General features: G+C 40.3%; 18 protein-coding genes. 10 read left to right on the plus strand and 8 right to left on the minus strand.

Translation table 11 applies throughout. The features are described 5' to 3' along the window. Window positions 1–3: 3 nt before the first annotated feature. The 3 genes from ACXZ1K_RS09260 to ACXZ1K_RS09270 are packed head-to-tail and all read right to left on the minus strand — an operon-like array spanning window position 4 to window position 5,877. Complete coding sequence (locus ACXZ1K_RS09260; protein ID WP_458973102.1) at window positions 4–1,899, minus strand: DUF3857 domain-containing protein; 1,896 nt, start codon at window positions 1,897–1,899, stop codon at window positions 4–6. Between the two features lies 1 nt (window position 1,900). Further along, entirely contained in the window at window positions 1,901–3,868 is a 1,968-nt protein-coding gene (locus tag ACXZ1K_RS09265) for a DUF3857 domain-containing protein (RefSeq protein WP_458973103.1), read from the minus strand. Window positions 3,869–3,873: 5 nt separating this feature from the next. Continuing rightward, the gene (locus ACXZ1K_RS09270; protein ID WP_458973104.1) at window positions 3,874–5,877 is read right to left on the minus strand and encodes a DUF3857 domain-containing protein; all 2,004 of its coding nucleotides are present in this window, start codon (window positions 5,875–5,877) and stop codon (window positions 3,874–3,876) included. 178 nt (window positions 5,878–6,055) lie between these two features. Between ACXZ1K_RS09270 and guaB the strand changes: the two genes are divergently transcribed. Continuing rightward, a complete protein-coding gene (guaB, locus tag ACXZ1K_RS09275; RefSeq protein WP_458973105.1) occupies window positions 6,056–7,525 on the plus strand; it encodes an IMP dehydrogenase in 1,470 nt (489 codons plus the stop codon). A gap of 3 nt (window positions 7,526–7,528) precedes the next feature. Continuing rightward, the gene (locus tag ACXZ1K_RS09280) at window positions 7,529–8,113 is read left to right on the plus strand and encodes an LOG family protein (protein WP_458973106.1); all 585 of its coding nucleotides are present in this window, start codon (window positions 7,529–7,531) and stop codon (window positions 8,111–8,113) included. Window position 8,114: 1 nt separating this feature from the next. Here the strand turns inward: ACXZ1K_RS09280 and ACXZ1K_RS09285 are convergent, their stop codons facing one another. Together ACXZ1K_RS09285 and ACXZ1K_RS09290 are read right to left on the minus strand one after the other, a co-directional pair. After that, window positions 8,115–8,822, minus strand: coding sequence for a hypothetical protein (locus tag ACXZ1K_RS09285; protein WP_458973107.1), 708 nt, complete (start codon window positions 8,820–8,822; stop codon window positions 8,115–8,117). Between the two features lie 378 nt (window positions 8,823–9,200). Continuing rightward, window positions 9,201–9,518: a hypothetical protein gene (locus tag ACXZ1K_RS09290; RefSeq protein WP_458973108.1), complete on the minus strand. Its 318-nt coding sequence runs from the start codon at window positions 9,516–9,518 to the stop codon at window positions 9,201–9,203. A gap of 231 nt (window positions 9,519–9,749) precedes the next feature. Between ACXZ1K_RS09290 and ACXZ1K_RS09295 the strand changes: the two genes are divergently transcribed. After that, complete coding sequence (locus ACXZ1K_RS09295; protein ID WP_458973109.1) at window positions 9,750–11,009, plus strand: prephenate dehydrogenase/arogenate dehydrogenase family protein; 1,260 nt, start codon at window positions 9,750–9,752, stop codon at window positions 11,007–11,009. Window positions 11,010–11,041: 32 nt separating this feature from the next. Here ACXZ1K_RS09295 and ACXZ1K_RS09300 read toward each other — a convergent pair whose 3' ends face one another. Then, window positions 11,042–12,025, minus strand: a complete 984-nt coding sequence (locus tag ACXZ1K_RS09300) for a glycoside hydrolase family 43 protein (RefSeq protein WP_458973110.1) — start codon at window positions 12,023–12,025, stop codon at window positions 11,042–11,044. Window positions 12,026–12,131: 106 nt separating this feature from the next. On the opposite strand from ACXZ1K_RS09300, the gene ACXZ1K_RS09305 reads away from it, so the two are divergent. From ACXZ1K_RS09305 to ACXZ1K_RS09330, 6 genes are all read left to right on the plus strand, one after another. Beyond that, window positions 12,132–14,237, plus strand: coding sequence for a family 43 glycosylhydrolase (locus ACXZ1K_RS09305; protein ID WP_458973111.1), 2,106 nt, complete (start codon window positions 12,132–12,134; stop codon window positions 14,235–14,237). Window positions 14,238–14,352: 115 nt separating this feature from the next. Beyond that, entirely contained in the window at window positions 14,353–15,603 is a 1,251-nt protein-coding gene (gene fabF / locus ACXZ1K_RS09310) for a beta-ketoacyl-ACP synthase II (RefSeq protein WP_458973112.1), read from the plus strand. Between the two features lie 189 nt (window positions 15,604–15,792). Further along, window positions 15,793–17,421, plus strand: coding sequence for an acyl-CoA carboxylase subunit beta (locus ACXZ1K_RS09315; RefSeq protein WP_458973113.1), 1,629 nt, complete (start codon window positions 15,793–15,795; stop codon window positions 17,419–17,421). A 103-nt stretch (window positions 17,422–17,524) separates the two neighbouring features. Next, window positions 17,525–18,487: a thioredoxin-disulfide reductase gene (gene trxB / locus ACXZ1K_RS09320; RefSeq protein WP_458973114.1), complete on the plus strand. Its 963-nt coding sequence runs from the start codon at window positions 17,525–17,527 to the stop codon at window positions 18,485–18,487. Between the two features lie 59 nt (window positions 18,488–18,546). Continuing rightward, complete coding sequence (locus tag ACXZ1K_RS09325) at window positions 18,547–20,454, plus strand: beta-N-acetylhexosaminidase (protein ID WP_458973115.1); 1,908 nt, start codon at window positions 18,547–18,549, stop codon at window positions 20,452–20,454. A 7-nt stretch (window positions 20,455–20,461) separates the two neighbouring features. Beyond that, a complete protein-coding gene (locus ACXZ1K_RS09330) occupies window positions 20,462–21,076 on the plus strand; it encodes a hypothetical protein (RefSeq protein ID WP_458973116.1) in 615 nt (204 codons plus the stop codon). Here ACXZ1K_RS09330 and ACXZ1K_RS09335 read toward each other — a convergent pair whose 3' ends face one another. Both ACXZ1K_RS09335 and ACXZ1K_RS09340 read right to left on the minus strand, forming a co-directional pair. Beyond that, window positions 21,077–21,676 (minus strand): hypothetical protein, encoded by a 600-nt coding sequence (locus tag ACXZ1K_RS09335; RefSeq protein ID WP_458973117.1) that lies wholly within the window; start codon window positions 21,674–21,676, stop codon window positions 21,077–21,079. Next, window positions 21,663–22,160 carry an RNA polymerase sigma factor gene (locus tag ACXZ1K_RS09340; RefSeq protein WP_458973118.1) on the minus strand — a complete coding sequence of 166 codons (498 nt, stop codon included), beginning with the start codon at window positions 22,158–22,160 and terminating at the stop codon, window positions 21,663–21,665. Before ACXZ1K_RS09340 ends, ACXZ1K_RS09335 begins: the two co-directional genes overlap by 14 nt. A gap of 142 nt (window positions 22,161–22,302) precedes the next feature. On the opposite strand from ACXZ1K_RS09340, the gene ACXZ1K_RS09345 reads away from it, so the two are divergent. After that, window positions 22,303–23,688 carry a dicarboxylate/amino acid:cation symporter gene (locus tag ACXZ1K_RS09345; RefSeq protein WP_458973119.1) on the plus strand — a complete coding sequence of 462 codons (1,386 nt, stop codon included), beginning with the start codon at window positions 22,303–22,305 and terminating at the stop codon, window positions 23,686–23,688. Window positions 23,689–23,691: the final 3 nt, after the last annotated feature.

A 23,691-nucleotide genomic window follows, 5' to 3' on the forward strand; every position in this document is an offset into this window, starting at 1 on the left:
CGGCTATTCAGCCTTAGTTAAAATTCCTTTCTGCTTATCTGCTTGAAATATTTTTTTAGAAAATGCTACGTAATCACCGTATTTTTCGGCTGGGTAATCCCGTTTAGTAATCGTCTTGCTCCGGTGATAGATCAATGTGTTATCTTTTGCCGTAACACTTGCCGTGTACTTTCCAAACTCAGATTCTATGGTAACATCTTTTGGTAAAAATTCAACCTTATACCCTTTCGGAACAGTATAGATAATCTCATCATCATCATTATAACTGTAATCTACTGCGAAGCCGGTCTTGCGACTCTCTACAGGTGATGCAGTTGCATTTTGCCTGTTAAGCAAGTTGAGCGTTAAAAATATTTTATCTCCACCTTTAGTTAGCAATTGCGATGCTTTCAACGCCAGTTTTTCTTCAATCAAAGCATTGTCTTTATTGGGCTGACTATAGCTCAATTGCTCAATTTGCATGTTTGGAATGCTGAACATATTCATTACCCTTTTACGCTGGTCGGTGGGTTCCAGCAACATCATGCCGATATTCTCTTCATACTGGGCATATCCGAACCTGGTATTGATATTGATTTTGGCAGAACCTTCTTCATCAAGATCAACCTTGGTAATGCGTTTTTGATAATTATTTTCTGGTGTATATAGAGGAGTTTGAGCTAGTTTGCCTCCTTTTTCTGTGATTAATAAAATGATTTTATCTGAATTTCCGTTTCCAATGTAGCCCATGGGTACATACTGACTGGTGCACTCTAACCAAGTTGTGTCTTTCTCTAGCGGCACGCATAAAATCATGTGATTGGCCTGATTTAAACTTGCATACTTAGGGTTTAGGGAAGGCATGTCGTTGCCAATCACAACCAGGTTTGATTGGATACCCGCTTCCAATAATAAAGCTTTCATATAGTTAGAAAGCCCTTTACAATCGCTATAATTAACAGCTGAGACTTTCTCAGCAGAAATTGGTCTATACCCACCAAGTCCAAGTTGCACGCCCACATATCGCGTGTTTGCCTGCAGGTAATGGTACAACACCTGCATCTTTTCTTTATCTGTCTTTAAATCTTTTACCAGTTCCTGCACCTTAGCTTTTGTTGACGTAGGTAAAACTTGCAGGCCATTACTTAGTCCGTATAGCCAGGAACCCAAACTAACCCAATTTTCAATATTCGCTTTTGAGTTGTCGTATTCAAATTGATTAGGAGCAAGATTTACCCAGGGTGTTACTCCAGATAAACCGGTACTCAATGGCTCATACTCAAATGCAGGCACATTTTGGCAACTCCATTTATACTGTATTTTGTCTTTTACCTTTGAGGAATCGGTTTGGAGTCCTTTGCTCTTAAGATATTTGAAAGTCATGTTTTCCGGGATCCTAAAAGTAAAGCTTGATTTCTCCACTGCGTATCCCCAAGCGGTTACAGGATGCCATGATTGGTAAAATCTAATTCCGTTATAATCTACACTATAACTGTACTCTATCGTATATGGAAAACTGGTGTGCATGATGTTCAAAAATTTCACCCGGTTATCTTCATAGATCGATCCGCTTGAAATCGCACTGCGATCCTTAAAATCTGAAGCTTTAAAGTCCTTTATTTTAATTCCTTTTGCGTCATATAGTGTGGCTTTTAGGTTATAAACAGAAGAGAACTTGTCATAAAATTCATGCATGTTGCTCGCCTCTTCACCATTGCTATTCATGATGCTGATAGCAGTTTTGTACTCATAATAGGCATTACCAGGATTTTTAACCTCATAAAGCTGCTCCTCATTTCTTACAACAACAGAAGCATTAGCTGAAATAGTTGCTGGTATCTTGTCCACGTCGTAAGTGCCTTGTGCATCAGCTGTCAATGCCGTAATGACTGTTACGATAGTGCATATAATTTTTTTCATATTAAGATTTCTTGATGACCACTTGTTCAGCCTGTTTCCTTACGATATTTTTAAAAAGCTCCTGTAAATCGAAATACTCCTCTGGTGTGAATAGTGATTTTTTAATGGAGATTTTACTGATTAATCCAATCTTATTTTCGGTCTGAGAAAAAATAAAAGAGAATGATGCTGCCTGACTGGGCAATACAAACTTTTCGCTAGTCGGAAGTTTATCTACCACATAATTTTTTGGAAGCTCAATCGTAATTCGAAAGGTCTCTTCAGATGGAAATCCAAAGTCTACAGGGAACTTTCTGTCATCTAGTTTAAATGGGTTGTCTTTTGTTCTCTCAAATAATAGTGGAGTAAAAAAGGCAAGGTTACCACCCTCGTCAACATTATCCTCAATCTGGATATCCATTGACTCAGATAGGGCCGCATCTGTGTTGTTAAGGTTTATCAGCTGATAGTTTTTCAATGCAAGGCCAGGCTTATCATCTTTATAGTCTTTGAGATATTCTGACTCGTTTGCGGCATCAGTAAGCAATTTTCGTTTAGCCAATGCTATGTATTCAGTAGATGTGATAAAAAGTTTACCTGTCAGCTTATTATCTTCATTCAAGGTAAGGAGGTAATTATAAACTTCACTGCTAATTTTTTCTTTTTCAAGGCTTATCCACTCAGAAGTTTCCTTAGCTAAATCTAAAAGAAGACCTTCATGGTTTAAATCATTGTAGGCGATTAGGTTAGGACAATGATTTTTATCTGTGGCATCAAGCAAAACCTGCTTTTCGCCAATGACCACGTTAACAATGACATTGTTGAATGCACTGATCATAGGAAACCCCGGGTGCTTACCATTTTTCCTGGTGCTCAACAATACAGGCGATGCATTTAATTTTGCAGCATTCAAGAGGACAAGCAGGCAAAGATTAATATCTGCAGAATTTCCGATTTTTTTTTCAAGCACGGTCTTTGGACTAAACTCCGAAGCCATCATGTCATATTCTTTATTCCATTTGATGTTGTTTTTTACGTAATTGAAAATACGGGTTACTATGCTATCCTGATTGGTTTCGGCCTTTATTAGGGTGGCTAATATAGGTTTGGTAAAAGCATCTTTATTAATAAATCCACCAAAATCGGTATCATCTTTTAACTGGCGTATTATTTTCGGCCAGGTAGAAGTGAAATCTTTAGTCATTTCTCCCGGTCGGGTAATGGTCGCAATTTCAAAATTAACGCGAGATAAATAATCGTCCATGTTCGCTACATATTTTTCTGATCTCAATCCGGGAACATTGTTGACCACATATTTATAAACAACTCCATCAGTGACAATTTCTTTTTGAGAGTTTACTTGATTTAAACCGTCTGAAATCGCTTTGTAGTTGAAAAAGTCGGGAACACTGACAACATATTCTGAATATATTGTCGGAATATGCCGCTGAAAGTACCATGTTGGCAACCTAAAGAAGTAATCTGTCTTTATTTTATATTTAAATTCTACGATTGATCCTTCTTTAATATTTGGAAGGGCGAACTTTTTTATCGAATAATTCTTGTCTTGCCGCTCGGTAAACTTGGCATCACTGCCGATCTTGCTCACCACCATCTTCCCATTTTCCATATTATAAGTACAAGCTTCGATGCCGCTTAATGTTGTGCCCTTGCTGGAAGTTCTGTACAACTGGATTTCCAGGTTAGCGTAATCGTAACCACTCTTATTGATGATCTTAATTCTGGTATGGCGCTCCATTACATATTGTATAGTGGCCGTATTGGTCTCGAAGTAACCCTGTCCGACGTCAAAAATTGCCACAGCGGCAGCAGCAGAATCAGCGCCACCTGGTTTAATGTTGAATTCTTCAGGATCTATCTTGCCAAATTTGATGCTTTTGGGCTTATAGGAGTCCGTTTGTGCAGGTGCATACAGGCTAGCCACAACCAATATTAAAACGATTGCAATTCTTTGTACAATTTTGAGCATGTTAATTAAATTTTCTTGATTACTATCTGTTCGGCTTGTTTTGCTACTATTTTGGAATACATCGTTTTAAGCAAACTGTATTCAGAAGGAGTAAAAACTGATCTGTTAAATGCAATCTTACTGGTCAGTACAAATTTGTTACCATCCTGTTTAGTAGTAAATGTAAAAGAAGCACCTTCATCTAATAACGATATCTTTTCATTAGCCGGCAGCTTTTCCAATTTATATTCAGCAGGAACATCAATGATAAATTTATAAGTGTCCTCTCTTGGGTGCCCAAAATCCACTGGAAACTGTCGGGCTTCCAATTTAAAAGGATTGTCTTTTATTCTTTCAAAAAGTAAAGGTGTAAAATAAAGCAGATTTCCTCCTTCCTCTACGGCATCATCAATTTGTACATCCATAGATTCAGAAAGTGGTTCGGCAGGGTTATCCATGTTTTCAGCCACATACTCTTTTATTCCTAAACCTGGCTTGTCACTTTTATATTTCTTTAAAAATTCGTCCTGACTATTTGCGGATGTAAATTCGTTTCTGCGCTCTAACGCTGCATAATCCGTGCTTAAAAGAAATAACTTTCCTTCCAGCTTGTTCTCTTTGTTTAAAGTGAGCACGTAGTTCACCGTCTTTTTACTAAGCCTGCCTTCCTCTGTATTTACCCATTCACCAGATTTTTTATCCAAGTCTACTTTCAGGCCCACATGATTCAGGTCATCAAAAGCAATGAGATCAGCAGTATGGTTTTTACTGGTCGCATCAAAAAAGATATGCCTTTCTCCAAGTTTTACATCAATCACCAGATTATTAAATTTAGCCGTAGTAGGAGTTCCCGGATGTTTGCCATTGCTCCGTGTACTGATTAAGATGGGCCAGGCCTCAAGCTTTGCTTCCTTAAACATTGCTAACAATGCCAGATTGATGTCTGCTGCATTCCCCAATTTCTTTTCAAATATCTTTTTAGGATCAGCTTCAGACGTGGTGTAACTGTTTTGCTCGTTCCACTTGATGTTCTTTTTTACATAGTCAAATATCAGATATGGTACAGTGTCTTTTGGGGTGTTGTCTTTAACGATTTCCTTAAGCAAAGTTTTCACATAATCGCGTTTGTTTACGTAGCCGCCGAAATAAGGGTGCTGCCCAAGTCCACTAACAATTTTCGGCCAGCTTCTCACATTGTCAAGAAATGAAGTTCCCGGTAAAGCAATGCTATTCAGGTCAAATTCCAGCTTGCTGATGTAATCGTCGATTGATGTAATGTAATTCTCCGTTTTCAGGGCCGGTATATTCTCGGCGATGTACAGGCTTCTGGCTACCGGTTCATCTATAAAGTTTGCATAGAAGGAGATGAAGTTTTGTTTAATGTACTCCCTTTTAGGCTGAGGTTTAAAATCTCCGTTCTGGGAAACCCTATATTTGAAAAAAGGAGGCATTCTAACATCGTATTCTGAGTATAAAGTAGGAATGCTGTTTTGGAAATACCATGGCATCAATGTTTGGTAAAAATCTGATTTAACGGTATACTTAAATTCTATTATTGAACCTTCTTTAACGTTAGGTAAAGCGAATTTTTTAATGGTAAAGTTGTTATCCTGTTTTTCCGTAAACTTTGATTGTTTACCAATCTTGCTGACCACCATTTTACCACCTTCCATGTTATAGGTAGCACCTTCCATATCATCCAGGTAAGTCTCCGCATTATCAGCCCTGAAGAATTGCAATTGCAGGTTGGCGAAGTCGTAACCCAATTTACTGAATATTTTATACCTGATGTGCCTTTCAATGACAAATTCGAAACCATTTTTGCCCAGTGCAAATTCTCCTTTTCCAACGTCAAAAAGTATCACAGCTACAGCAGCAGAATCTGCTCCTTTAACTTTGGTCTCGAACTCCGAAGGGTCAATTTTTCCGAATTTAAACGTTCTTTGGGCAACTTCTTTATTTTGTTGAGCGCCAGCACAAAGACCTGTTAATAGCAACAGGCCACAAAGCATAGATTTGAGGTGGTTCATAAGAGCTTGTTTGGTTATAGCAATAATAGCATATATCCAGATAAGAAAGAAATATTTTTCGCAGTTTAATATAAATGTAATCTTTTACTCATCCAGAGCTATCTGAACAACTTTATTGCGTAATCTTGAAAAGAAACGTATCTTTGCCCGGCAAATAGTAACTCCTAAATTATTTGCGATGCAACTTGATCCCAACAAATTTATTGCCGAAGGTCTCACATACGATGACGTATTACTGGTACCAGCCTATTCTGAAGTTCTTCCGCGCGACGTTGATACCGGAACGTATATAACCAAAAACATCAAGCTTAATGTACCGATAGTTTCAGCTGCTATGGATACTGTTACTGAAGCAGGTTTAGCTATCGCTATTGCCCAGGCAGGCGGTATTGGCATGCTGCACAAAAACATGAGCATAGAGCGCCAGGCTGACGAAGTACGCAAAGTTAAGCGCTCAGAAAGCGGCATGATTCAGGATCCGGTAACGTTAAGCGCAACAGCAAAAGTAGCCGATGCTTTCCAGATCATGAAAGAGTTCAAAATCGGGGGCATACCTGTTATTGATGCGGATCGTAAATTAGTGGGAATTATTACCAATAGAGATCTTCGTTTCCAAAAGGATATGCAGCGCCCGGTTTCTGAGGTAATGACTAAGAAGGACCTGATCACTGCGGCAGAGGGCACAACCTTACTGCAAGCTGAAGAGATCTTGCAAGACTATAAAATTGAAAAACTTCCTGTAGTTGATAAAGATGGCCGCTTGGCTGGATTGATCACTTTTAAGGATATCCAAAAATATAAGAATTACCCTAAAGCTTGTAAAGACGATAGGGGCCGCCTAAGAGTTGGTGCAGCTGTTGGTGTTGCAGCAGATAACATTGAGCGTGTTGCTGCACTTGTACAGGCTGGTGTTGATGTAGTGACGGTTGATACTGCACATGGTCATTCAAAGGGTGTTATTGATATGGTGAAAGCCATAAAAACAAGGTTTCCTGATCTTCAGGTGATTGCCGGTAATATCGCTACAGCTGACGCTGCCAGAGCTTTAGCAGCTGCTGGTGCTGATGCTGTTAAAGTAGGTATTGGTCCAGGTTCTATCTGTACTACCCGCATTATTGCAGGTGTTGGGGTTCCGCAATTGTACGCGGTTTTCGAATGTGCACAAGCACTAATCGGTACCGGTATCCCGGTAATTGCAGATGGTGGTATCAAACAAACCGGTGATATTGTTAAGGCAATTGCTGCTGGTGCCAGTTGCATTATGGCAGGTTCGCTATTTGCAGGTGTTGAAGAATCGCCAGGCGAGACCATCATTTACGAAGGTCGTAAATTTAAATCTTACCGTGGCATGGGTTCTGTAGAAGCCATGCAACAAGGTTCTAAAGACCGTTATTTCCAGGATGAGGAAGATGTAGTGACCAAATTGGTGCCAGAGGGAATCGTTGGTCGCGTACCTTACAAAGGCACCCTAGCCGAAGTGATTTACCAGTATGTAGGTGGCTTGAGAGCAGGTATGCATTATTGTGGCGCAGCTACTATTGCTGATCTTCAAAAAGCGAAATTCGTTCGCATTACCGCTGCCGGAATGAGAGAGAGCCACCCTCATGATATTTCCATCACTAAAGAAGCACCAAATTATTCAAGATAAGAGATGAAAGCAATATGTGTTTATTGCGGTTCTAATTTCAATGGCGATCCACAACTGCGGACCGCCATTGAAGTTTTAGCTGAAACCTTTACCAGTCAGAATATTAAATTAGTCTACGGTGGCGGAAGCGTAGGGGTAATGGGTGTAATTGCTGATGAGGTTATGCTGCGTGGTGGATCCGTAACCGGTATTATTCCTCAATTTTTATTAGATAAAGAGGTAGGGCATCAATCCATTACGGAAATGATCGTTGTGGAGAACATGCATGAGCGTAAGCAAAAGATGGCAGACCTCAGCGATGGCTTTATTGTGCTGCCTGGTGGGTTTGGTACTTTAGAAGAATTTTTTGAGGTATTGACCTGGCTGCAATTGGGCCTCCACAATAAACCAATTGGCGTGCTTAATGTTGGTGGTTTCTACGACCCGCTTTTTGCGCAAATGGAGGTAATGGTAGCACATCGTTTTTTAAAGCCCGCCAATAGAGATCTCGTTTTCAATGAATCTGATCCGGCCGTCTTGGTGGAAAAAATGAGCAAGTTTGATGCGGTGCCAGATGAGGTTTGGTTTAAGGATAGAAACCTAACCTAAGCTATAAAAACTCTCCCGGATCTATTTCCCAGGTCCAGGGCTTTTTAAATGTGGTAAAGGTCTTCAATTTAGCCAGTTTAATCGGCTTAGCGAATGAAGTGTTTGCCTTTTTGCGGTTATTAATGGTACCGGAAACAGTGGTCCTGGTCTTTGCAATAAAATCATAATCTTTATTATTCATTTCTCCGGAAGCATCGTGGAAAGTATAATTGCGTGCCGTAGTGAGCTGCCACTCCTGGTTGTAAAACCGAAAACTGTAGCTCAGCGACCATTTCCAATTGCTTCCTCCTTCAAAATTCAAACCTAGCTTTTCATCAGCAATGGATAGGGGCCTAAGTGGATCACCCATGCCTCCGCCTTCCTCAGACCGAAGTATGAAATTGTTATTTTGGAGTGCAAGTTTATAATTCTTACCAGATTTAAAGTATACGGCAAGTATTCTTGGCCGTTGGATTTCAGTGATGAGTTCAGTATCGTTATCGCCATAAGCCCTGCCTTCTTTAACAGGAGCATAGAACTCGAGCACCATAGCAAGGTCTGCTATTTTATCTCCATTCAAATCGCCGCTTACTGAATCAATGATTTTCCATTGGGAAGGGGGTAATGATTTGACCGACTTGGCTTGTTCCGTCATTTGTGGGTACTTGAAGTCTTGAGAAAATGTGGCTTTAGCGAAAAAACCTAACAGAACGAGGGGGAATATTTTCATAGGTATTTAAAGAACGTAAAAATAAAGCTAAAAGTTTATAACGTGGCTTTTATTATGTCGGCGGGAGATGCATCAGGATAAAATCGGGATGGTTTCGATTCGTGTTATTATAAAAATAGGACTTATAAAGAATTTAACTAGGACTTAACTCGAAGCAAATAAGGAAATTGTCCCTGTTATCTCCCTGCTAAGTCCCTGGTAAATCCCTGTTATCTCCCTACTTTTTATTACCAAATTATCTTCTTTTTTCAAAGTCATACCTTGTTTGTTTAATTAAAGGTTAAAGTTATCCGGCATATTGTAAAAATACAAATTCCTTAATAGCATACAAAAAAAGCCGGATTGCTCCGGCTTTTAGGGTACTCGATAATATAGGGATTATTGAATGATTTTACCGTCTTTATCAATTTTTAAAGAGCCGGTTTCTTGTTCTTTTTTAACATTGATCAGATAGTACGAAGTTTTATCCGCGTTGGTAATCAGGAATGCCGCAGTAGGCGTCCATACTTTCACCGGCTCGGAGGCAAGTGTTGCTTTTACGGAGTCTGGCAGGTCTTTCAACTCAACCGGAGTCTTGGTAGTACTATCTTGTTTCACAGCAACGTTATAATATGATGATGATTTGATTTCGTTCGCGTTTACTGTAGTGAATCCTGCTAATGCTAAAAATGCTGCTGATAAAATGATCTTTTTCATAACTTTTATTTTAATGTTTAATCAATATTTATTGTTAATACTGATTAGACTATAGTTCATAATGGTGCCAATGAAATGCTTTTTTGGCATATGGTTGGTTTTCAGTAAATTGTAGTTTTGTTGCAGATTTAAAGCTGTGGAATAGCGCTACACTATGTTGCATAAAGAAGCATTTTCTTTTTTTATATCGGTATATTTACAATCTTTAGATTCGAACTTTTAACCGAGATAATGAAAATTGGAATGATTGGGTTGGGAGATATGGGCTGTTTGTATGCCATATCTTTTGCAAAGGCGGGTTACCAGGTGTTTGGTTGCGATTTGCCCCAGCAGCTGGAGGCCTTAAGAGAGAAGCTAGCTCCTTACGATATAGAACTCATGGTCGATGGCAAAGAGGTTTCCCGACAATGTGATGTGATCTTCTATTCTGTAGAAGCGGAAAAGATCGCAGATGTAGTAAGACAATATGGTTCTTCGACCAAGTATGGAGCTATTGTTGCCGGTCAGACTTCTGTAAAGCATCCTGAAATAGAAGCCATGGAGAGATATCTCCCTAAGGATGTCCACATCATCCCGTGCCATTCTTTGCACGGGCCTGTAATCGATACAAAAGGACAAAAACTGATTGTAATTCCCCATCGTACTACTGATGATGCTTATCAGCGTATGCTTATTGTGCTTTCTGCATTAGATTCTGTTTTGGTGGAAATTGAAGATTATCATTACCATGATAAGATTGTAGCAGATACACAAGCTGTAACACACTTCGGTTTTGAAAGTATGGGCACAGCATGGAAGGAAGCGGGTTTCTTCCCATGGGAAAACGATTCCTATAATGGGGGTATAGACAACATTAAGATTTTGACCACGCTCAGGATATTTAGCAGTAAGGCGCATATTTATGGCGGACTGGCGATTCTTAATCCTTATGCTTCTGCACAGGTAAAGCAGTATGCACAGTCTGAATCTGAGTTGTTTAAACTGATGATCAAGGAAGAGGCTGATGAGTTTCGGGCCAGACTCTATAAAGCAAGGGATTTTGTTTTCGATAAACAAAACAAACAGATCATGCTAAGCAATGAGATCATTCAAGAATTCTCTTTGGCAGCGGATGGAGGTTTGAGAAAGCCAAACTCGCACCTAAGTTTGTTGAGCATGGTGGATGCCTGGTGTAAACTGGGAATCAATCCCTATCACAATTTGATTTGTGAGACGCCACCTTTTAAATTGAGGCTTGGTATTGCAGAGCTTTTGTTTCAAAACGAGGAATTGCTGGAAGAATCTATAGAGACTGCACTGTTTGATAAAAGTATTCGTGCCGATGATTTGGAATTCCACTCTGCAGTTCGGGAATGGTCCTCTTTAATCGGCTATGGCGATATGAATGGATACAAGCAGCATTTTGATGCTACTAAAGAGTTTTTTAAAGATAAATTGAGCCATGGTAAGCTACAGAGCACTGAACTGATCAGGAGGCTCGATTTAGCTTAACTAAATAATTATAGTTTATCTTAATGGCCTGGTTATTTGATAGGGCTTGGTGCAACGCCTTCAAAGGTGATTTTTACTGGCTTAATCAATCCGTTTTCATCAAATTCCATTTTATCAATACAAGTTACTCTATGGTTTCCGTTGGTTTCCGTTAATGGCCTGCGGTGATAGATGATGTAATATTCTTTGGTTTTTGGGTTTTGAACTACAGAATGGTGACCAGCCCCAGTTGCTACATCAGGATCTTGCTTTAAGATTTTATCGATCCTGGTAAATGGGCCCATTGGAGAATCTGCTATGGCGTAGGCTACAGAATAATCAGGACCTGTCCAGCCGCCTTCAGACCACATGAAATAGTATTTACCGTCTTTGATGAACATGAATGGACCTTCCACATAACCTTTAGGCGTAATTTCTTTGTAAGTGGTTCCATCTGGAAAAGGAACTACACTCTTGAAGTCGTCGCTTAATTTAACTACGTTGCAATGGCCCCAGCCACCATAATAAAGATAGTATTGACCGTCTTTATCTTTGAATACATATTGATCAATAGGTTGGGCTTTGTTATAAAATTTATCGATTAAGGGCTTGCCGATAAGGTCTTTAAACGGCCCATTGGGTTTATCAGAAACTGCGACACCGATACCACCAACTTCTTTGTCGTTCTGGATATCGTTAGCACCAAAGAACAGATAATATTTATTGCCTTTTTTTGTGATAGAAGGTGCCCACATGGCTTTATTTGCCCATTTGATATTTTCTTTTACCAATATGTTAGGGTGTTTTGTCCAGGTTACCAAATCCCTGGAACTGAAAGCATCCATATGAGTTTGCTCCTCGTACTTAGCAGAATAAGTAGGGTAAATCCAATATTCTTTGCCAAATATTGCGCCTTCAGGGTCTGCATACCAGCCGGTAAACAAAGGATTTCCAGAGGTTTTTTTCTCTGCTGGCTTTTGGGCGAAAAGTGAAACAGCCAAAAAAGGGAGGGCAAATAGTAAGGTAAGTTTCTTCATCACGTACTTCAATTATGTGTTAAATGCAGTATTGTCAGTTTCGAAGGTATCATTTTATTTATGTATTTCTATTAACTTGCATCCAAAATTTAAAGATCCCTTATCTGTGTTTAATAAAACGAGTGCAAGAGTATTTCTCTTAATAACGGTATGTTGCTTATTTTCATTTACCATTACCTCTCCAGTGATTCCTCCTGTGAAAGTTGTGAATAATTTTACGGCAGAATTGCCAGTTAAAAAAGATAAGCATATTGTTTGGGATCAGACTACACTAACTAAAATATCTTCTTCAAAAAAGGAAGCCCGGTATGCTAGTTATCCAAGGATGATCCAGTTGCATGATCAATCACTTTTTTGTGTTTATGAAGCGGCGGGCGAAATAGTAGCTGCGAAAAGTACAGACCTGGGGGAAACCTGGTCTGAGCCGGAGGTACTTGCAGCGAAAAGGAAACAAGTAAATATGTCTGTTCCGGATTTACTGGAATTGAAGGATCATACCTTATTGGTTTTTTATAATCCAAGACCGCGACGGGATAATGACGATCCGGAAAGCGGTAATTATGCTATAAACTACCTGCGAAGTGTGGATGGCGGTAAAAGCTGGTTGCCGAGCGAGACTCTTTATAAAGCCGACAGTAAATTTGAAAATGGTTGCTGGGAACCTTCTGCTGTGCAATTGCCAAATGGAGAAGTACAATTGTTTTTTGCCAATGAATCTGATTATCGCAGTTCTAATGAGCAAAATATTTCCATGCTGCGTTCTAAAGATGGGGGAAAGAGCTGGACAAAGAAGCCCGAGGTGGTTAGTTTTAGAAAAGGAGCAAGAGACGGAATGCCTGTTCCGCTCCTTCTAAAGAATAGGCAGGAGGTTGTTTTTGCAATAGAAGACAATGGTTTTAAGAATTTTAAGCCTTACATTATCAGGAATACCATTGGTGAAAATTGGAAAACTACTGTTGATGCCAATAGTACAAATAGAAGTTATGCATTGGCGGATAGGATTGACGAGCAGTTATACGCTGGCGCGCCTTACCTAAGGCAGCTAAGTACCGGTGAGACAATTCTTTCTTACCAGGGAACTGAGGGCAGGGCCAATCAGATGAATTATGCAGATATGAAAGTTGTGGTGGGGGATAGTGAGGCCAGGAATTTTGGCAGTAAATCAACCCCATTTGTCATCGCCGCCGGCAACTCTTGCCTTTGGAACAGTTTGGCTATTCTGGACGACGATACTATTGTTGCTTTGACCAGCACTTCTGCATTTGGTTCTCGTAGTGGAATTTGGATGATAAAGGGGCATCTGGTGGACGATCAGCAGGTGGACAGTACTTCCATTCCAATGGCTGATCCTACCATTTTTGCAGATAAAGGAAAGTATTACTTATATGGAACCAGCAGCAATAAAGGTTTTGAAGTCTATCAATCTTCAGATCTTAAAACCTGGAGCGGACCAGCGGGTAAGAACAATGGATTTGTGTTGAGCAAAGGGCAATCTTTTGGTACTGGAGGATTCTGGGCACCACAGGTATTTAAACGTAGAAGTAAATACTTTATGGCCTATACTGCGAATGAGCAAATCGCGATTGCCAGCAGCGATAGTCCGCTAGGCCCATTTAAACAAAAAGTATTGAAAGCATTGTCAGGCACCGGAAAGCAGATTGATCCATTCCTGTTATTTGACGATGATGGCAAAGTTTATTTGTACCATGTAAAACTGCAGAACGGGAACAGGATATTTGTTGCAGAGATGAAGCCCGATCTTTCTGATGTAGTGATGGGAACGGAAAAAGAGTGCCTAAGCGGTACCGAGCAATGGGAAAATACGCAAAGGACGGAATGGGCCGTAACTGAAGGGCCAACGATTATCAAACACAAATCACTGTATTATTTAATTTATTCGGCCAATGATTTTAGGAATAAAGATTATGCGGTTGGATATGCAACTTCGGCTTCTCCCTATGGTCCCTGGAAAAAATATTCAGGCAACCCGATTGTTAGTCGCGCCAACGTTGGCTTTAATGGTACAGGTCATGGAGATTTGTATGTAGATTTAAGCGGCAATATGCAGTATGTGATGCATGTACATCATTCAGATGTGAAAGTTTCGCCGAGGGTAGCGGGTAATGTCGGGCTAAAGTTTGTGAAAAAAGGGGATGAACCTGATGTTTTAACCGCAGATGCTGCAGGTTTTAAATTGCTGAGGTTGAAGTAATCAGCTAGCTGAACAACGTTAGGATCAATTGTTAATTGTATGTTATGGTTAAAAAGCCTTAATTTTATAAAATATTTAGAAACCTGGTAGCAGGATTAATCAATAAATAGTAAATATGAAAAGAGTAGTAGTAACAGGTTTAGGTGCCGTGACCCCCTTAGGTAATAGTGTAAATGAATTCTGGGAGAACATAGTTGCCGGCAAGAGTGGTGTTGCCGCAATTACAAAATTCGATACGTCAAAGTTTAAAACCAATTTTGCTGCTGAGGTTAAAGATTTTGATGCTACTGTTTATGTAGATAAAAAGGAATTAAAAAAATACGATCTGTACACGCAGTATGCGATTGCAGCAAGTGATCAGGCAATTAAAGATTCAGGTTTGGACTTTGAAACGATGCCTGAAACGGAACGTTATGAAGTAGGTGTGATCTGGGCATCCGGAAACGGCGGTATTAGCACTTTTGAGCAGCAATTAAAAGAGTATCATTTGGGAGATGGAACGCCAAGGTTTAGTCCGTATTTTATCCCTAAAATGATTGTCGACATTGCTGCTGGTGTAATCTCTATCCGCCATAAACTGCATGGCCCTAATTATGCAACGGTTTCTGCTTGTGCATCATCAAATACAGCAATCATCAGTGCGTTTGATACGATCAGGTTAGGAAAAGCGACCATTATGGTAGCTGGTGGATCTGAAGCGGCCATTACAGAATCATCTGTTGGTGGTTTCAACTCTGCACATGCACTTTCTAAAAGAAATGATGATCCGCAAACTGCTTCACGTCCATTTGATGTGGACAGAGATGGATTTGTAATAGGTGAAGGGGCTGGTGCATTGATCCTTGAAGATTTAGATCATGCGATAGCACGTGGTGCGCATATTTATGCAGAGATGGTAGGTGGTGGTATGGCAGCTGATGCTTATCACTTAACTGGCACTCCTCCAGATGGATTGGGTGCTTCTTTAGGTATTTCTAAGGCACTAGCTGATGCGGGAATTGGCCCTGATAAAATAGATTATATTAATGCGCATGCGACGTCAACCGGATTGGGTGATGTGGGTGAGCTTAACGGCATAAAGAAAATTTTTGGTGATCTGCCTGTCGCGATCAGTGCTACCAAGTCTATGACCGGTCACTTATTGGGTGGTGCAGGCGCGATTGAGAGTGTGATCAGCATCATGGCAATTGTGAATGATACGATTCCAGGTACCATCAATACGCAAACCCTTGATCCTGAAATTCCTGCAGGATTGAATATTATTATCGGTAAATCGATACACCAACCGGTTAATTATGTATTGAACAATACGTTTGGCTTTGGCGGGCATACGGCTACTTCAATCTTCAAGAAGTATACGGAGTAATACGGTCTTTTCGACAGTTGATTCGTCATTGTGAGTACGAAGCAATCTCAACATGTAAGAAGAGATTGCTTCGTACCTCGCAATGACGTTTTTTTTGTATATCGGTGTAGTATGCCAATGCCTGCTGATTGTGTACCAAAGTCCGTTCTGGACTTTTGTTAAGAAGAAAAATAGATTTAACTTGCTCAAATGGATATAGAATTTAACAAGAACGAGGATGTTAACAAGCAGTCTGTTTATGAGTTAAAGACAAAGCTTAAGACGATATTTAAAGGTGGCGGAGATAAGAATGCGGCTAAGCAAAAAGAAAAAGGTAAGTTATTGGCGCGGGAACGTATCGCGTATCTGATAGATAAAGAAACAAAATTTTTAGAGGTGGGCGATTTTGCCGCAGATGGCATGTATAAAGAGCAAGGTGGTTGCCCATCTGCAGGTGTGATTTGTGGTATTGGTTATGTTTCTGGCAGACAATGCATGATTGTTGCCAATGATGCTACGGTTAAGGCTGGCGCATGGTTTCCGATGACGGTAAAAAAGAACTTACGTGCTCAGGAGATTGCAATGGAAAACAGACTTCCCGTGATTTACCTTGTAGATAGCGCTGGAGTTTTTCTGCCGATGCAAGACGAAATATTTCCTGATAAGGAGCATTTTGGAAGGATGTTCAGGAACAATGCAATCATGTCTTCCGAAGGTATTGTACAGATATCGGCAATTATGGGATCTTGTGTTGCCGGAGGAGCTTATCTACCAATTATGAGCGATGAGGCGATGATTGTGGAAGGCACGGGCTCTGTGTTCTTGGCAGGTTCCTATCTTGTTAAATCTGCAATTGGTGAGGACATAGATAACGAGACGCTTGGAGGGGCTTCAACGCATTCAGAGATATCTGGGGTTACCGATTACAAGCATCCAAATGAAGAAGCTTGTCTGGACAGCATCAGAAATATCATGAGCATGCTGGGTGCACCTGAAAAAGCTGGGTTCGATCGCATTAAACCAGCACTGCCTAAAGCAAATCAGGAAGAGATTTATGGAATACTTCCTGAAAGCAGGGAGAAGCAATATGATATGCTGGAGATCATCCACAGATTGGTGGATGGTTCTGAATTTGAAGAATACAAACAACTTTACGGACAGAGTATTATTTGCGGATTAGGCCGAATAGATGGCTGGGCAGTCGGAATAGTTGCTAACCAGCGAAAAGTAGTTAAATCTAAAAAAGGCGAAATGCAATTTGGAGGCGTGATCTACTCTGATAGTGCAGATAAGGCTGCACGTTTCATCATGAACTGCAATCAGAAAAAAATCCCTTTGGTTTTTTTACAAGATGTTACCGGATTTATGGTTGGTAGCAGGTCTGAGCATGGCGGAATCATCAAAGACGGCGCCAAGATGGTGAATGCGGTAGCAAATTCTGTGGTCCCTAAGTTTACAATTGTGATCGGTAATTCCTATGGCGCAGGTAACTATGCCATGTGCGGAAAAGCATATGATCCAAGATTAATTTATGCCTGGCCTAGTGCTAAAATAGCGGTGATGGGGGGTGCACAGGCTGCTAACGTATTGGTTCAAATTCAAGAAGCATCGTTGATGGCAAAAGGAGAGACCATTACGCCAGAAAAAGAGGCAGAAATGTTAAAGGAGGTGATGGATCGTTACGATAGCCAGACTACGCCATACTATGCAGCATCAAGATTATGGGTAGATGGGATCATTGATCCTTTGGAGACCAGAAATGTGATTTCTATGGGAATAGAGGCAGCTAACCAGTCGCCAATTACAAAAAAGTTTAATGTTGGGATGATTCAAACCTGATTTGATTTATAATTATTGTATCACAATGTCATGTTGCTAATGATTTGACGCTTGATTGAGAACGGGATAAAGCTTAATTTTGCAGGGTAATATGATAAAAGATATGTCACAAGAAATAGAACATGTTCCCTGTTTAATTATTGGTTCTGGTCCGGCAGGTTATACTGCCGCAATATATGCTGCGCGCGCAGATCTTAAACCTGTAATGTATACAGGAATGGAACCTGGCGGTCAGCTTACGCAAACAACAGATGTTGATAATTTTCCGGGTTATCCGAGCGGTGTTATGGGTCCGGAGATGATGGAAGATTTTCGTAAGCAGGCGGAGCGTTTTGGAACAGATATACGTTTTGGATATGTGAGTTCGGTTGATTTCTCGTCTTTGCCACATAAAGTAGTTGTTGATGAGATTAAAACCATCACTGCTGATACGGTGATCATATCTACAGGAGCTACTGCAAAATGGTTGGGTTTACCTAGCGAGCAACAATACAATGGCTTTGGTGTTTCTGCTTGTGCAGTATGTGACGGATTCTTTTTTAAAGGACAAGATGTGGCTATTGTTGGTGCAGGAGACACTGCTGCTGAAGAAGCTACTTATTTGGCCAAGCTTTGTAAAAAGGTTTACATGCTGGTAAGACGTGATGAGTTCAGGGCATCAAAAGCAATGGTTCACCGTGTGTTGAATACGCCTAATATTGAAGTGGTTTACCATACAGAAACCAAAGAAATTTTGGGAAATGGAAAAAATGTGACCGCAATTAGGGTACTAAATAACGAGACCGGTGTTGAATCTGATATTCCAGTAGAAGGATTTTTCGTGGCTATTGGTCACAAACCAAATACCGACATCTTTAAAGGCTGGTTGGATATGGACGAAACAGGTTACCTTAAAACCATTCCAGGATCGACTAAGACTAATGTAGAAGGTGTTTTTGCAAGTGGTGATGTACAAGATCATTATTACAGGCAAGCAATTACTGCTGCGGGTTCTGGCTGTATGGCTGCTCTTGATGCAGAGCGCTATCTTGCTGCCAAGGAAGATCAGGTTGTTGCGATGCAATAGTATTTTTTCGAGGTTTTCTTTATATTGGGCTTGAATTAAATTTAAGCTTAACCATCCGTATGAGAAAACTACTTATACCTGTTGCGCTACTGGCAATTGTTTCTACATCCGTGCTAGGGCAGACTGACGCGAACATGGGAATAATTCCTGTGCCAGTTTCTGTTGTGAAAAAATCAGGATCATTTTTATTGGATAAGACTGTTGTTTTGGTAGCTGCGGACGCTGCCAATGCACGCATGGCCGACTTACTCAATGGATTTTTAGTGACAAAGGCTGGTTTCTCATTGCGAAAAGCTATTGTGTCAGATCCAAATGTTAGATCAATGGTATTGACCTCGAATGGTGCTGATCAACTTCCTGCTGAGGGTTACAAGATTGATATCACCACTAAGAAAATAACCATCACCGGTAAAGGGGCGGGGCTATTTTATGGTGTTCAATCTGCGATGCAACTGATGCCTGAAAAGAAAGGAAACACCATTGAGATTTCAGCGGCGTCCATTAATGATTATCCAAGATTCAAATACAGGGGATTGCATCTGGATGTGGGCCGTCATATTTTTCCCGTGGCCTTTGTAAAGAAATACATCGATATGATGTCTCAATACAAGCTGAATAATTTTCACTGGCACCTTACCGAGGATCAGGGCTGGCGAATTGAAATAAAGAAGTATCCAAAACTAACAAGTATAGGGTCTAGCAGAAATGGAACCATTATAGGGAACTATCCTGGGGTTGGTAACGACAATATAGTTTATAAGGGATTTTATACACAAGACGAGGTAAAAGAGATTGTGGCTTATGCAGCAGCCAAGTTTATCAATGTAATTCCTGAAATTGAACTTCCGGGGCACAGTTCTGCTGCCATTGCAGCCTATCCTGAATTGAGCTGTTTTCCTGATCGGGATACTTTTATAAGCGACAGGACACCGTGGGCCGGATCTAGAAAAGGCAAGCAAGTCCAACAACAATGGGGAGTATACCAGGATGTATTTGTTCCATCTGAAAATACTTTTAAATTCTTAGAGAATGTACTGGATGAGGTCATCGCTTTATTTCCCTCTAAATATATACATATAGGAGGGGATGAGAGTCCGAAGGAGTTCTGGAAAGAGAGCGAGTTTTGTCAGAACCTGATCAAACAACTTGGGTTAAAAGATGAGCATGAGTTGCAGAGTTATTTTATTCAAAGGATTGAAAAGTATATCAATTCTAAAGGAAGATCAATTATTGGTTGGGATGAAATATTGGAGGGTGGATTGGCGCCCAACGCAACAGTGATGTCCTGGCGAGGTGTAGAAGGTGGAATTGCGGCAGCCAAGCAAAATCACGATGTGATCATGACGCCTGGTGGTCCGATTGGTATGTATATTGACCATAAGCAATCCAATTCGCCGGATGAACCAACGAACATTGGCGGGTTCGCTCCTTATTCACTGACCTATTCCTATGATCCTGTGGCGAAGGAACTGACACCGGAACAGCAAGCCCATATTATAGGTGTACAGGCGAATTTGTGGACAGAATATATACGTACTCCAGAGAAGGTTGAATATATGTTATTGCCAAGGATGTACGCCTTGGCAGAGATTGCCTGGAGCCCGGTTTCGCGGAAAGATTTAAAGAATTTTTCTGAGGAAAGATTGCCGGTACATCTCGCCAGGTTAGATAAGACGCTTACCAATTATTGGGTTCCTACACCAATTGGGCAGACCGACGCCGTAATGAACGGAGAGAATTTTAGTTTAGATTATAAAGCTCCTATTCCGGGTTCAAAAATCTATTATACATTGGATTTGTCGCGCCCCTCGGTAAATGCAACTTTGTTTACCGGACCATTAAAAATTAATGTGCCAGCCGGGCAGAAACGTATATTAAAGACTATAGTAATTACACCCTCAAATAGAACTAGTGTAGTTACGGAAACTGTTTTGAACAATGGTGTGGCAGATGTTAAAACGAAATAATTATAGTATGAGATTTATAAAATATTTAAATAGAGGGATGGTTTTCGGTTTAATCGCGATTGCAGTTACATCGTGTGGTGACGGAGCCAAGGAAAAGCTCAGTGCAAACAGCAGCCCTGCTGTGCCGGTTAAAAGAGATCAGTTTCCTTTCTATAAAGATATTCAAATACGACCTGGGCTTAATTTTGAGGTAGTAAGCTGGGGTAAAGGTGTGGATAGCGTTGGTGGTTATCTTGTCCTGTTGTCCGACTCGTTGAAAAGTAATTTTAAATCGCTTTCAAATGAACGGGAAGGCATTATTACAGATGCCTGGAATATGGATTTGGATAACGATGGCAATCCGGAAATCTACATAGAATTGCTTAGTAAAAAGAATGTGTCGGATTTGAACGTTTTCGAATATTCAGGTGGTAGTTTTAATAAAATTACGTTTCCAAGTCTGAGCAGTAATATGAAAAAAATCTATGGAGGAAATGATAAGTATTTGATTAAAGAGGGAGATCTCTATCGTACTTTCCCAATCGTTAATCCCAGAGATACTACAGAAAAAGCAGGAGAAATTAAGAAAATAAAATACCGTTTATCAGGAAACAGCTTTTCAACTTCGGAAGTGAAAGAGTAGCTATTGCGTGTCTTTAAATTGCTCGCTGATGCGCTCGAATTTTTCGATTAGGAGATCAATACGTTCCTTTTCCTTTTTAATATAAGCACGGCGTAAAATTGTGCCACAGAATACCATCCAGAAAACCGTAAACGCAACGATACCAGCCTGTGTAAATAAAGTAAGATGATCCAGCATTTCATAGAAATACAGGATAAAGCCAACTGATATCGCAATGGCATAAAACCAATACAGTTTATTGTAAATAACCAGTTTATTAAGCTGGTAGGTTTTAAGATTATTTAGGAATGCATTAGGATGTTCTGTGAAGTCGTTATTTGCAATAAGTTTATAGTCCTTGTAAAGGATATAGGTGGAAACAGCAACAGCAAGCACGATGATACTTAAGCCGGCCAGGGTAGTCCAGGAGGCGAATTCAGCAAACAAAAGCAAACCTGCAATGGCTGTTAGAGAAAGTACCATTCCAAAAATATTTAGACGTGACTTGGTCTTAATGGCCGATACTTCTTTTTTTGCCTGCGTCAGCATTTCATCAGCTGAGATCTTTACCTCAACAGAATGGGATTGCCAAAGTGATTGTATATGATCAAATTCTTGCATGCTGATTGTATAGTTCTGTAAGTTTTGTTTTAATGCGGTGTATACGCACTCTTAAATTACCTTCGCTTATTCCAGAGATCTCTGCGATTTCATGATATGGGAGCTCGTCTAGTACCATCGTGATGATCAGACGATCATTCTCTTCCAGTTTCGCAATGGATTTATAAAGTAATGCCACCTGTTCATTTTTCTCAGAGAATTCTTCCGGGCGGTTTTCAATTATGCTTTCTGTAAGCTCGTCTTTAGCTTGTCTTTTTTCTGAGCGCAGATAAGTTAAACAGGTGTTGACAGCGATTCGGTATATCCAGGTGGAGATGAGCGATTTGTTCCTGAACTTATCCAGATTTTGCCAGACCTTAAGAAAGGTTTCCTGCAGCAGATCATTAGCGGAATCCTCATCACCTGTATAACCATAACACAAGTGGTAGATCTTCTTAGAATTGGTGTCAAAAATTTCTTTAAAAAGCTTTTCCTTATTCTCCACTGAGTATGCTTTGTTCTTTTTAGAGGCTGGTTTGAGATGATTGTTACGGCTAAGTTGCAAATTTAATTGCTTTATCAACAAAGTTTATAGAATAATTTAATTATTGTAGTTTTACACGCTAATTGACCCTAAATTAAGATCAATGTCGAAAAATAACCGCCTAACGTTCTTTATCTTCCTTGCACTCGTTCTTGGAGTTGCTTTAGGGTACTATTTAAATGTGCGCTCATTTACCACCTATAATGAGAATATTGCGAGTGCCGATTTACGGGTAAAGATTATCGATGGGCAGATTTTGAAGCTTAGTGATACCAATGCGGTAAATTATTCTGCGCTAAAGGCGGAGAAAGTTGAGGCGCAGAAAACAAGGAAGGACAATGAGACGCTAAGGGAAAAGAAGCTGGAGCCGCTTACCTTGTTAAGCGACATATTTCTTCGTTTAATAAAAATGATTGTTGCTCCATTGGTATTTACAACTTTGGTAGTAGGTGTGGCAAAAGTAGGCGACATTAAAGCGGTCGGTCGGATTGGTGGTAAAACCATGCTTTGGTTTTTGAGTGCGTCACTATTATCATTGGTATTGGGGATGATCATGGTAAATATCTTTAAGCCGGGGGAAGCGATGCATTTGCCATTGCCGCCAAGTAATGTTGATACAGGTATACATAAAGTTGCATTGTCACTAAAAGATTTTATCTCCCATATTTTCCCGAAGAGTATGGCTGAGGCGATGGCTACAAATGAGATCTTGCAGATTGTGGTTTTTTCTTTATTTTTTGGAGTTGCAACCGCCGCGATTGGAGAGAAGGGACAAGTGATCATTACTTTTTTTGATAGTGTTGCCCATGTGATTTTGAAAGTTACTGGGTATGTCATGAACTTTGCACCATTTGCTGTTTTTGGCGCCATGGCCGCTATTGTGGCTAAGCAAGGTTTAAGTGTATTGTCTACATATGCCTTATTTATAGGTGAGTTTTACACTACTATGCTCATGCTTTGGTTGTTGTTGATCCTGATTGGGTTTCTGGTTTTAAAAGGAAGAGTATTTACGCTGATCAATAGAATGAAACAGCCGGTGATGCTGGCTTTTAGCACTGCGAGCAGTGAAGCGGCATATCCAAAAACCATGTTGCAGTTAGAACGATTTGGCTGCAAAGATAAAATTGTAAGTTTTGTTTTGCCCTTGGGCTATTCTTTTAACCTGGATGGATCAATGTTATACATGACATTTGCTTCATTGTTTATTGCGCAGTCCTACGGCATCCACTTGTCATTTGAGCAACAAATTACGATGCTGTTGATTTTGATGCTGACCAGTAAAGGGATTGCGGGAGTGCCAAGGGCTTCATTGGTAGTAATTGCAGGGACGATAGCAACATTTAATATACCAGAAGCTGGATTGGCCTTGTTGATCGGTATTGACCCGTTATTGGATATGGGAAGATCTGCAACAAACGTTATTGGAAACAGCCTTGCTACTGCTGTGGTAAGCAAGTGGGAAGGCGAGTTAACGGAATCACTAGATTAAAAT

Source organism: Pedobacter jaeyakensis (genome assembly GCF_054461315.1).

What these genes read in the sequence shown, in the direction of transcription:
- ACXZ1K_RS09265 (WP_458973103.1), bottom strand. Translation starts at nt 3,868, where the DNA reads ATGCTCAAAATTGTACAAAGAATTGCAATCGTTTTAATATTGGTTGTG.
- ACXZ1K_RS09295 (WP_458973109.1), top strand. Translation starts at nt 9,750, where the DNA reads ATGAAAATTGGAATGATTGGGTTGGGAGATATGGGCTGTTTGTATGCC.
- ACXZ1K_RS09260 (WP_458973102.1), bottom strand. Translation starts at nt 1,899, where the DNA reads ATGAAAAAAATTATATGCACTATCGTAACAGTCATTACGGCATTGACA.
- trxB (WP_458973114.1), top strand. Translation starts at nt 17,525, where the DNA reads ATGTCACAAGAAATAGAACATGTTCCCTGTTTAATTATTGGTTCTGGT.
- ACXZ1K_RS09285 (WP_458973107.1), bottom strand. Translation starts at nt 8,822, where the DNA reads ATGAAAATATTCCCCCTCGTTCTGTTAGGTTTTTTCGCTAAAGCCACA.
- ACXZ1K_RS09315 (WP_458973113.1), top strand. Translation starts at nt 15,793, where the DNA reads ATGGATATAGAATTTAACAAGAACGAGGATGTTAACAAGCAGTCTGTT.
- ACXZ1K_RS09270 (WP_458973104.1), bottom strand. Translation starts at nt 5,877, where the DNA reads ATGAACCACCTCAAATCTATGCTTTGTGGCCTGTTGCTATTAACAGGT.
- ACXZ1K_RS09335 (WP_458973117.1), bottom strand. Translation starts at nt 21,676, where the DNA reads ATGCAAGAATTTGATCATATACAATCACTTTGGCAATCCCATTCTGTT.
- ACXZ1K_RS09330 (WP_458973116.1), top strand. Translation starts at nt 20,462, where the DNA reads ATGAGATTTATAAAATATTTAAATAGAGGGATGGTTTTCGGTTTAATC.
- ACXZ1K_RS09300 (WP_458973110.1), bottom strand. Translation starts at nt 12,025, where the DNA reads ATGAAGAAACTTACCTTACTATTTGCCCTCCCTTTTTTGGCTGTTTCA.
- ACXZ1K_RS09280 (WP_458973106.1), top strand. Translation starts at nt 7,529, where the DNA reads ATGAAAGCAATATGTGTTTATTGCGGTTCTAATTTCAATGGCGATCCA.
- ACXZ1K_RS09325 (WP_458973115.1), top strand. Translation starts at nt 18,547, where the DNA reads ATGAGAAAACTACTTATACCTGTTGCGCTACTGGCAATTGTTTCTACA.
- ACXZ1K_RS09345 (WP_458973119.1), top strand. Translation starts at nt 22,303, where the DNA reads ATGTCGAAAAATAACCGCCTAACGTTCTTTATCTTCCTTGCACTCGTT.
- fabF (WP_458973112.1), top strand. Translation starts at nt 14,353, where the DNA reads ATGAAAAGAGTAGTAGTAACAGGTTTAGGTGCCGTGACCCCCTTAGGT.
- guaB (WP_458973105.1), top strand. Translation starts at nt 6,056, where the DNA reads ATGCAACTTGATCCCAACAAATTTATTGCCGAAGGTCTCACATACGAT.
- ACXZ1K_RS09290 (WP_458973108.1), bottom strand. Translation starts at nt 9,518, where the DNA reads ATGAAAAAGATCATTTTATCAGCAGCATTTTTAGCATTAGCAGGATTC.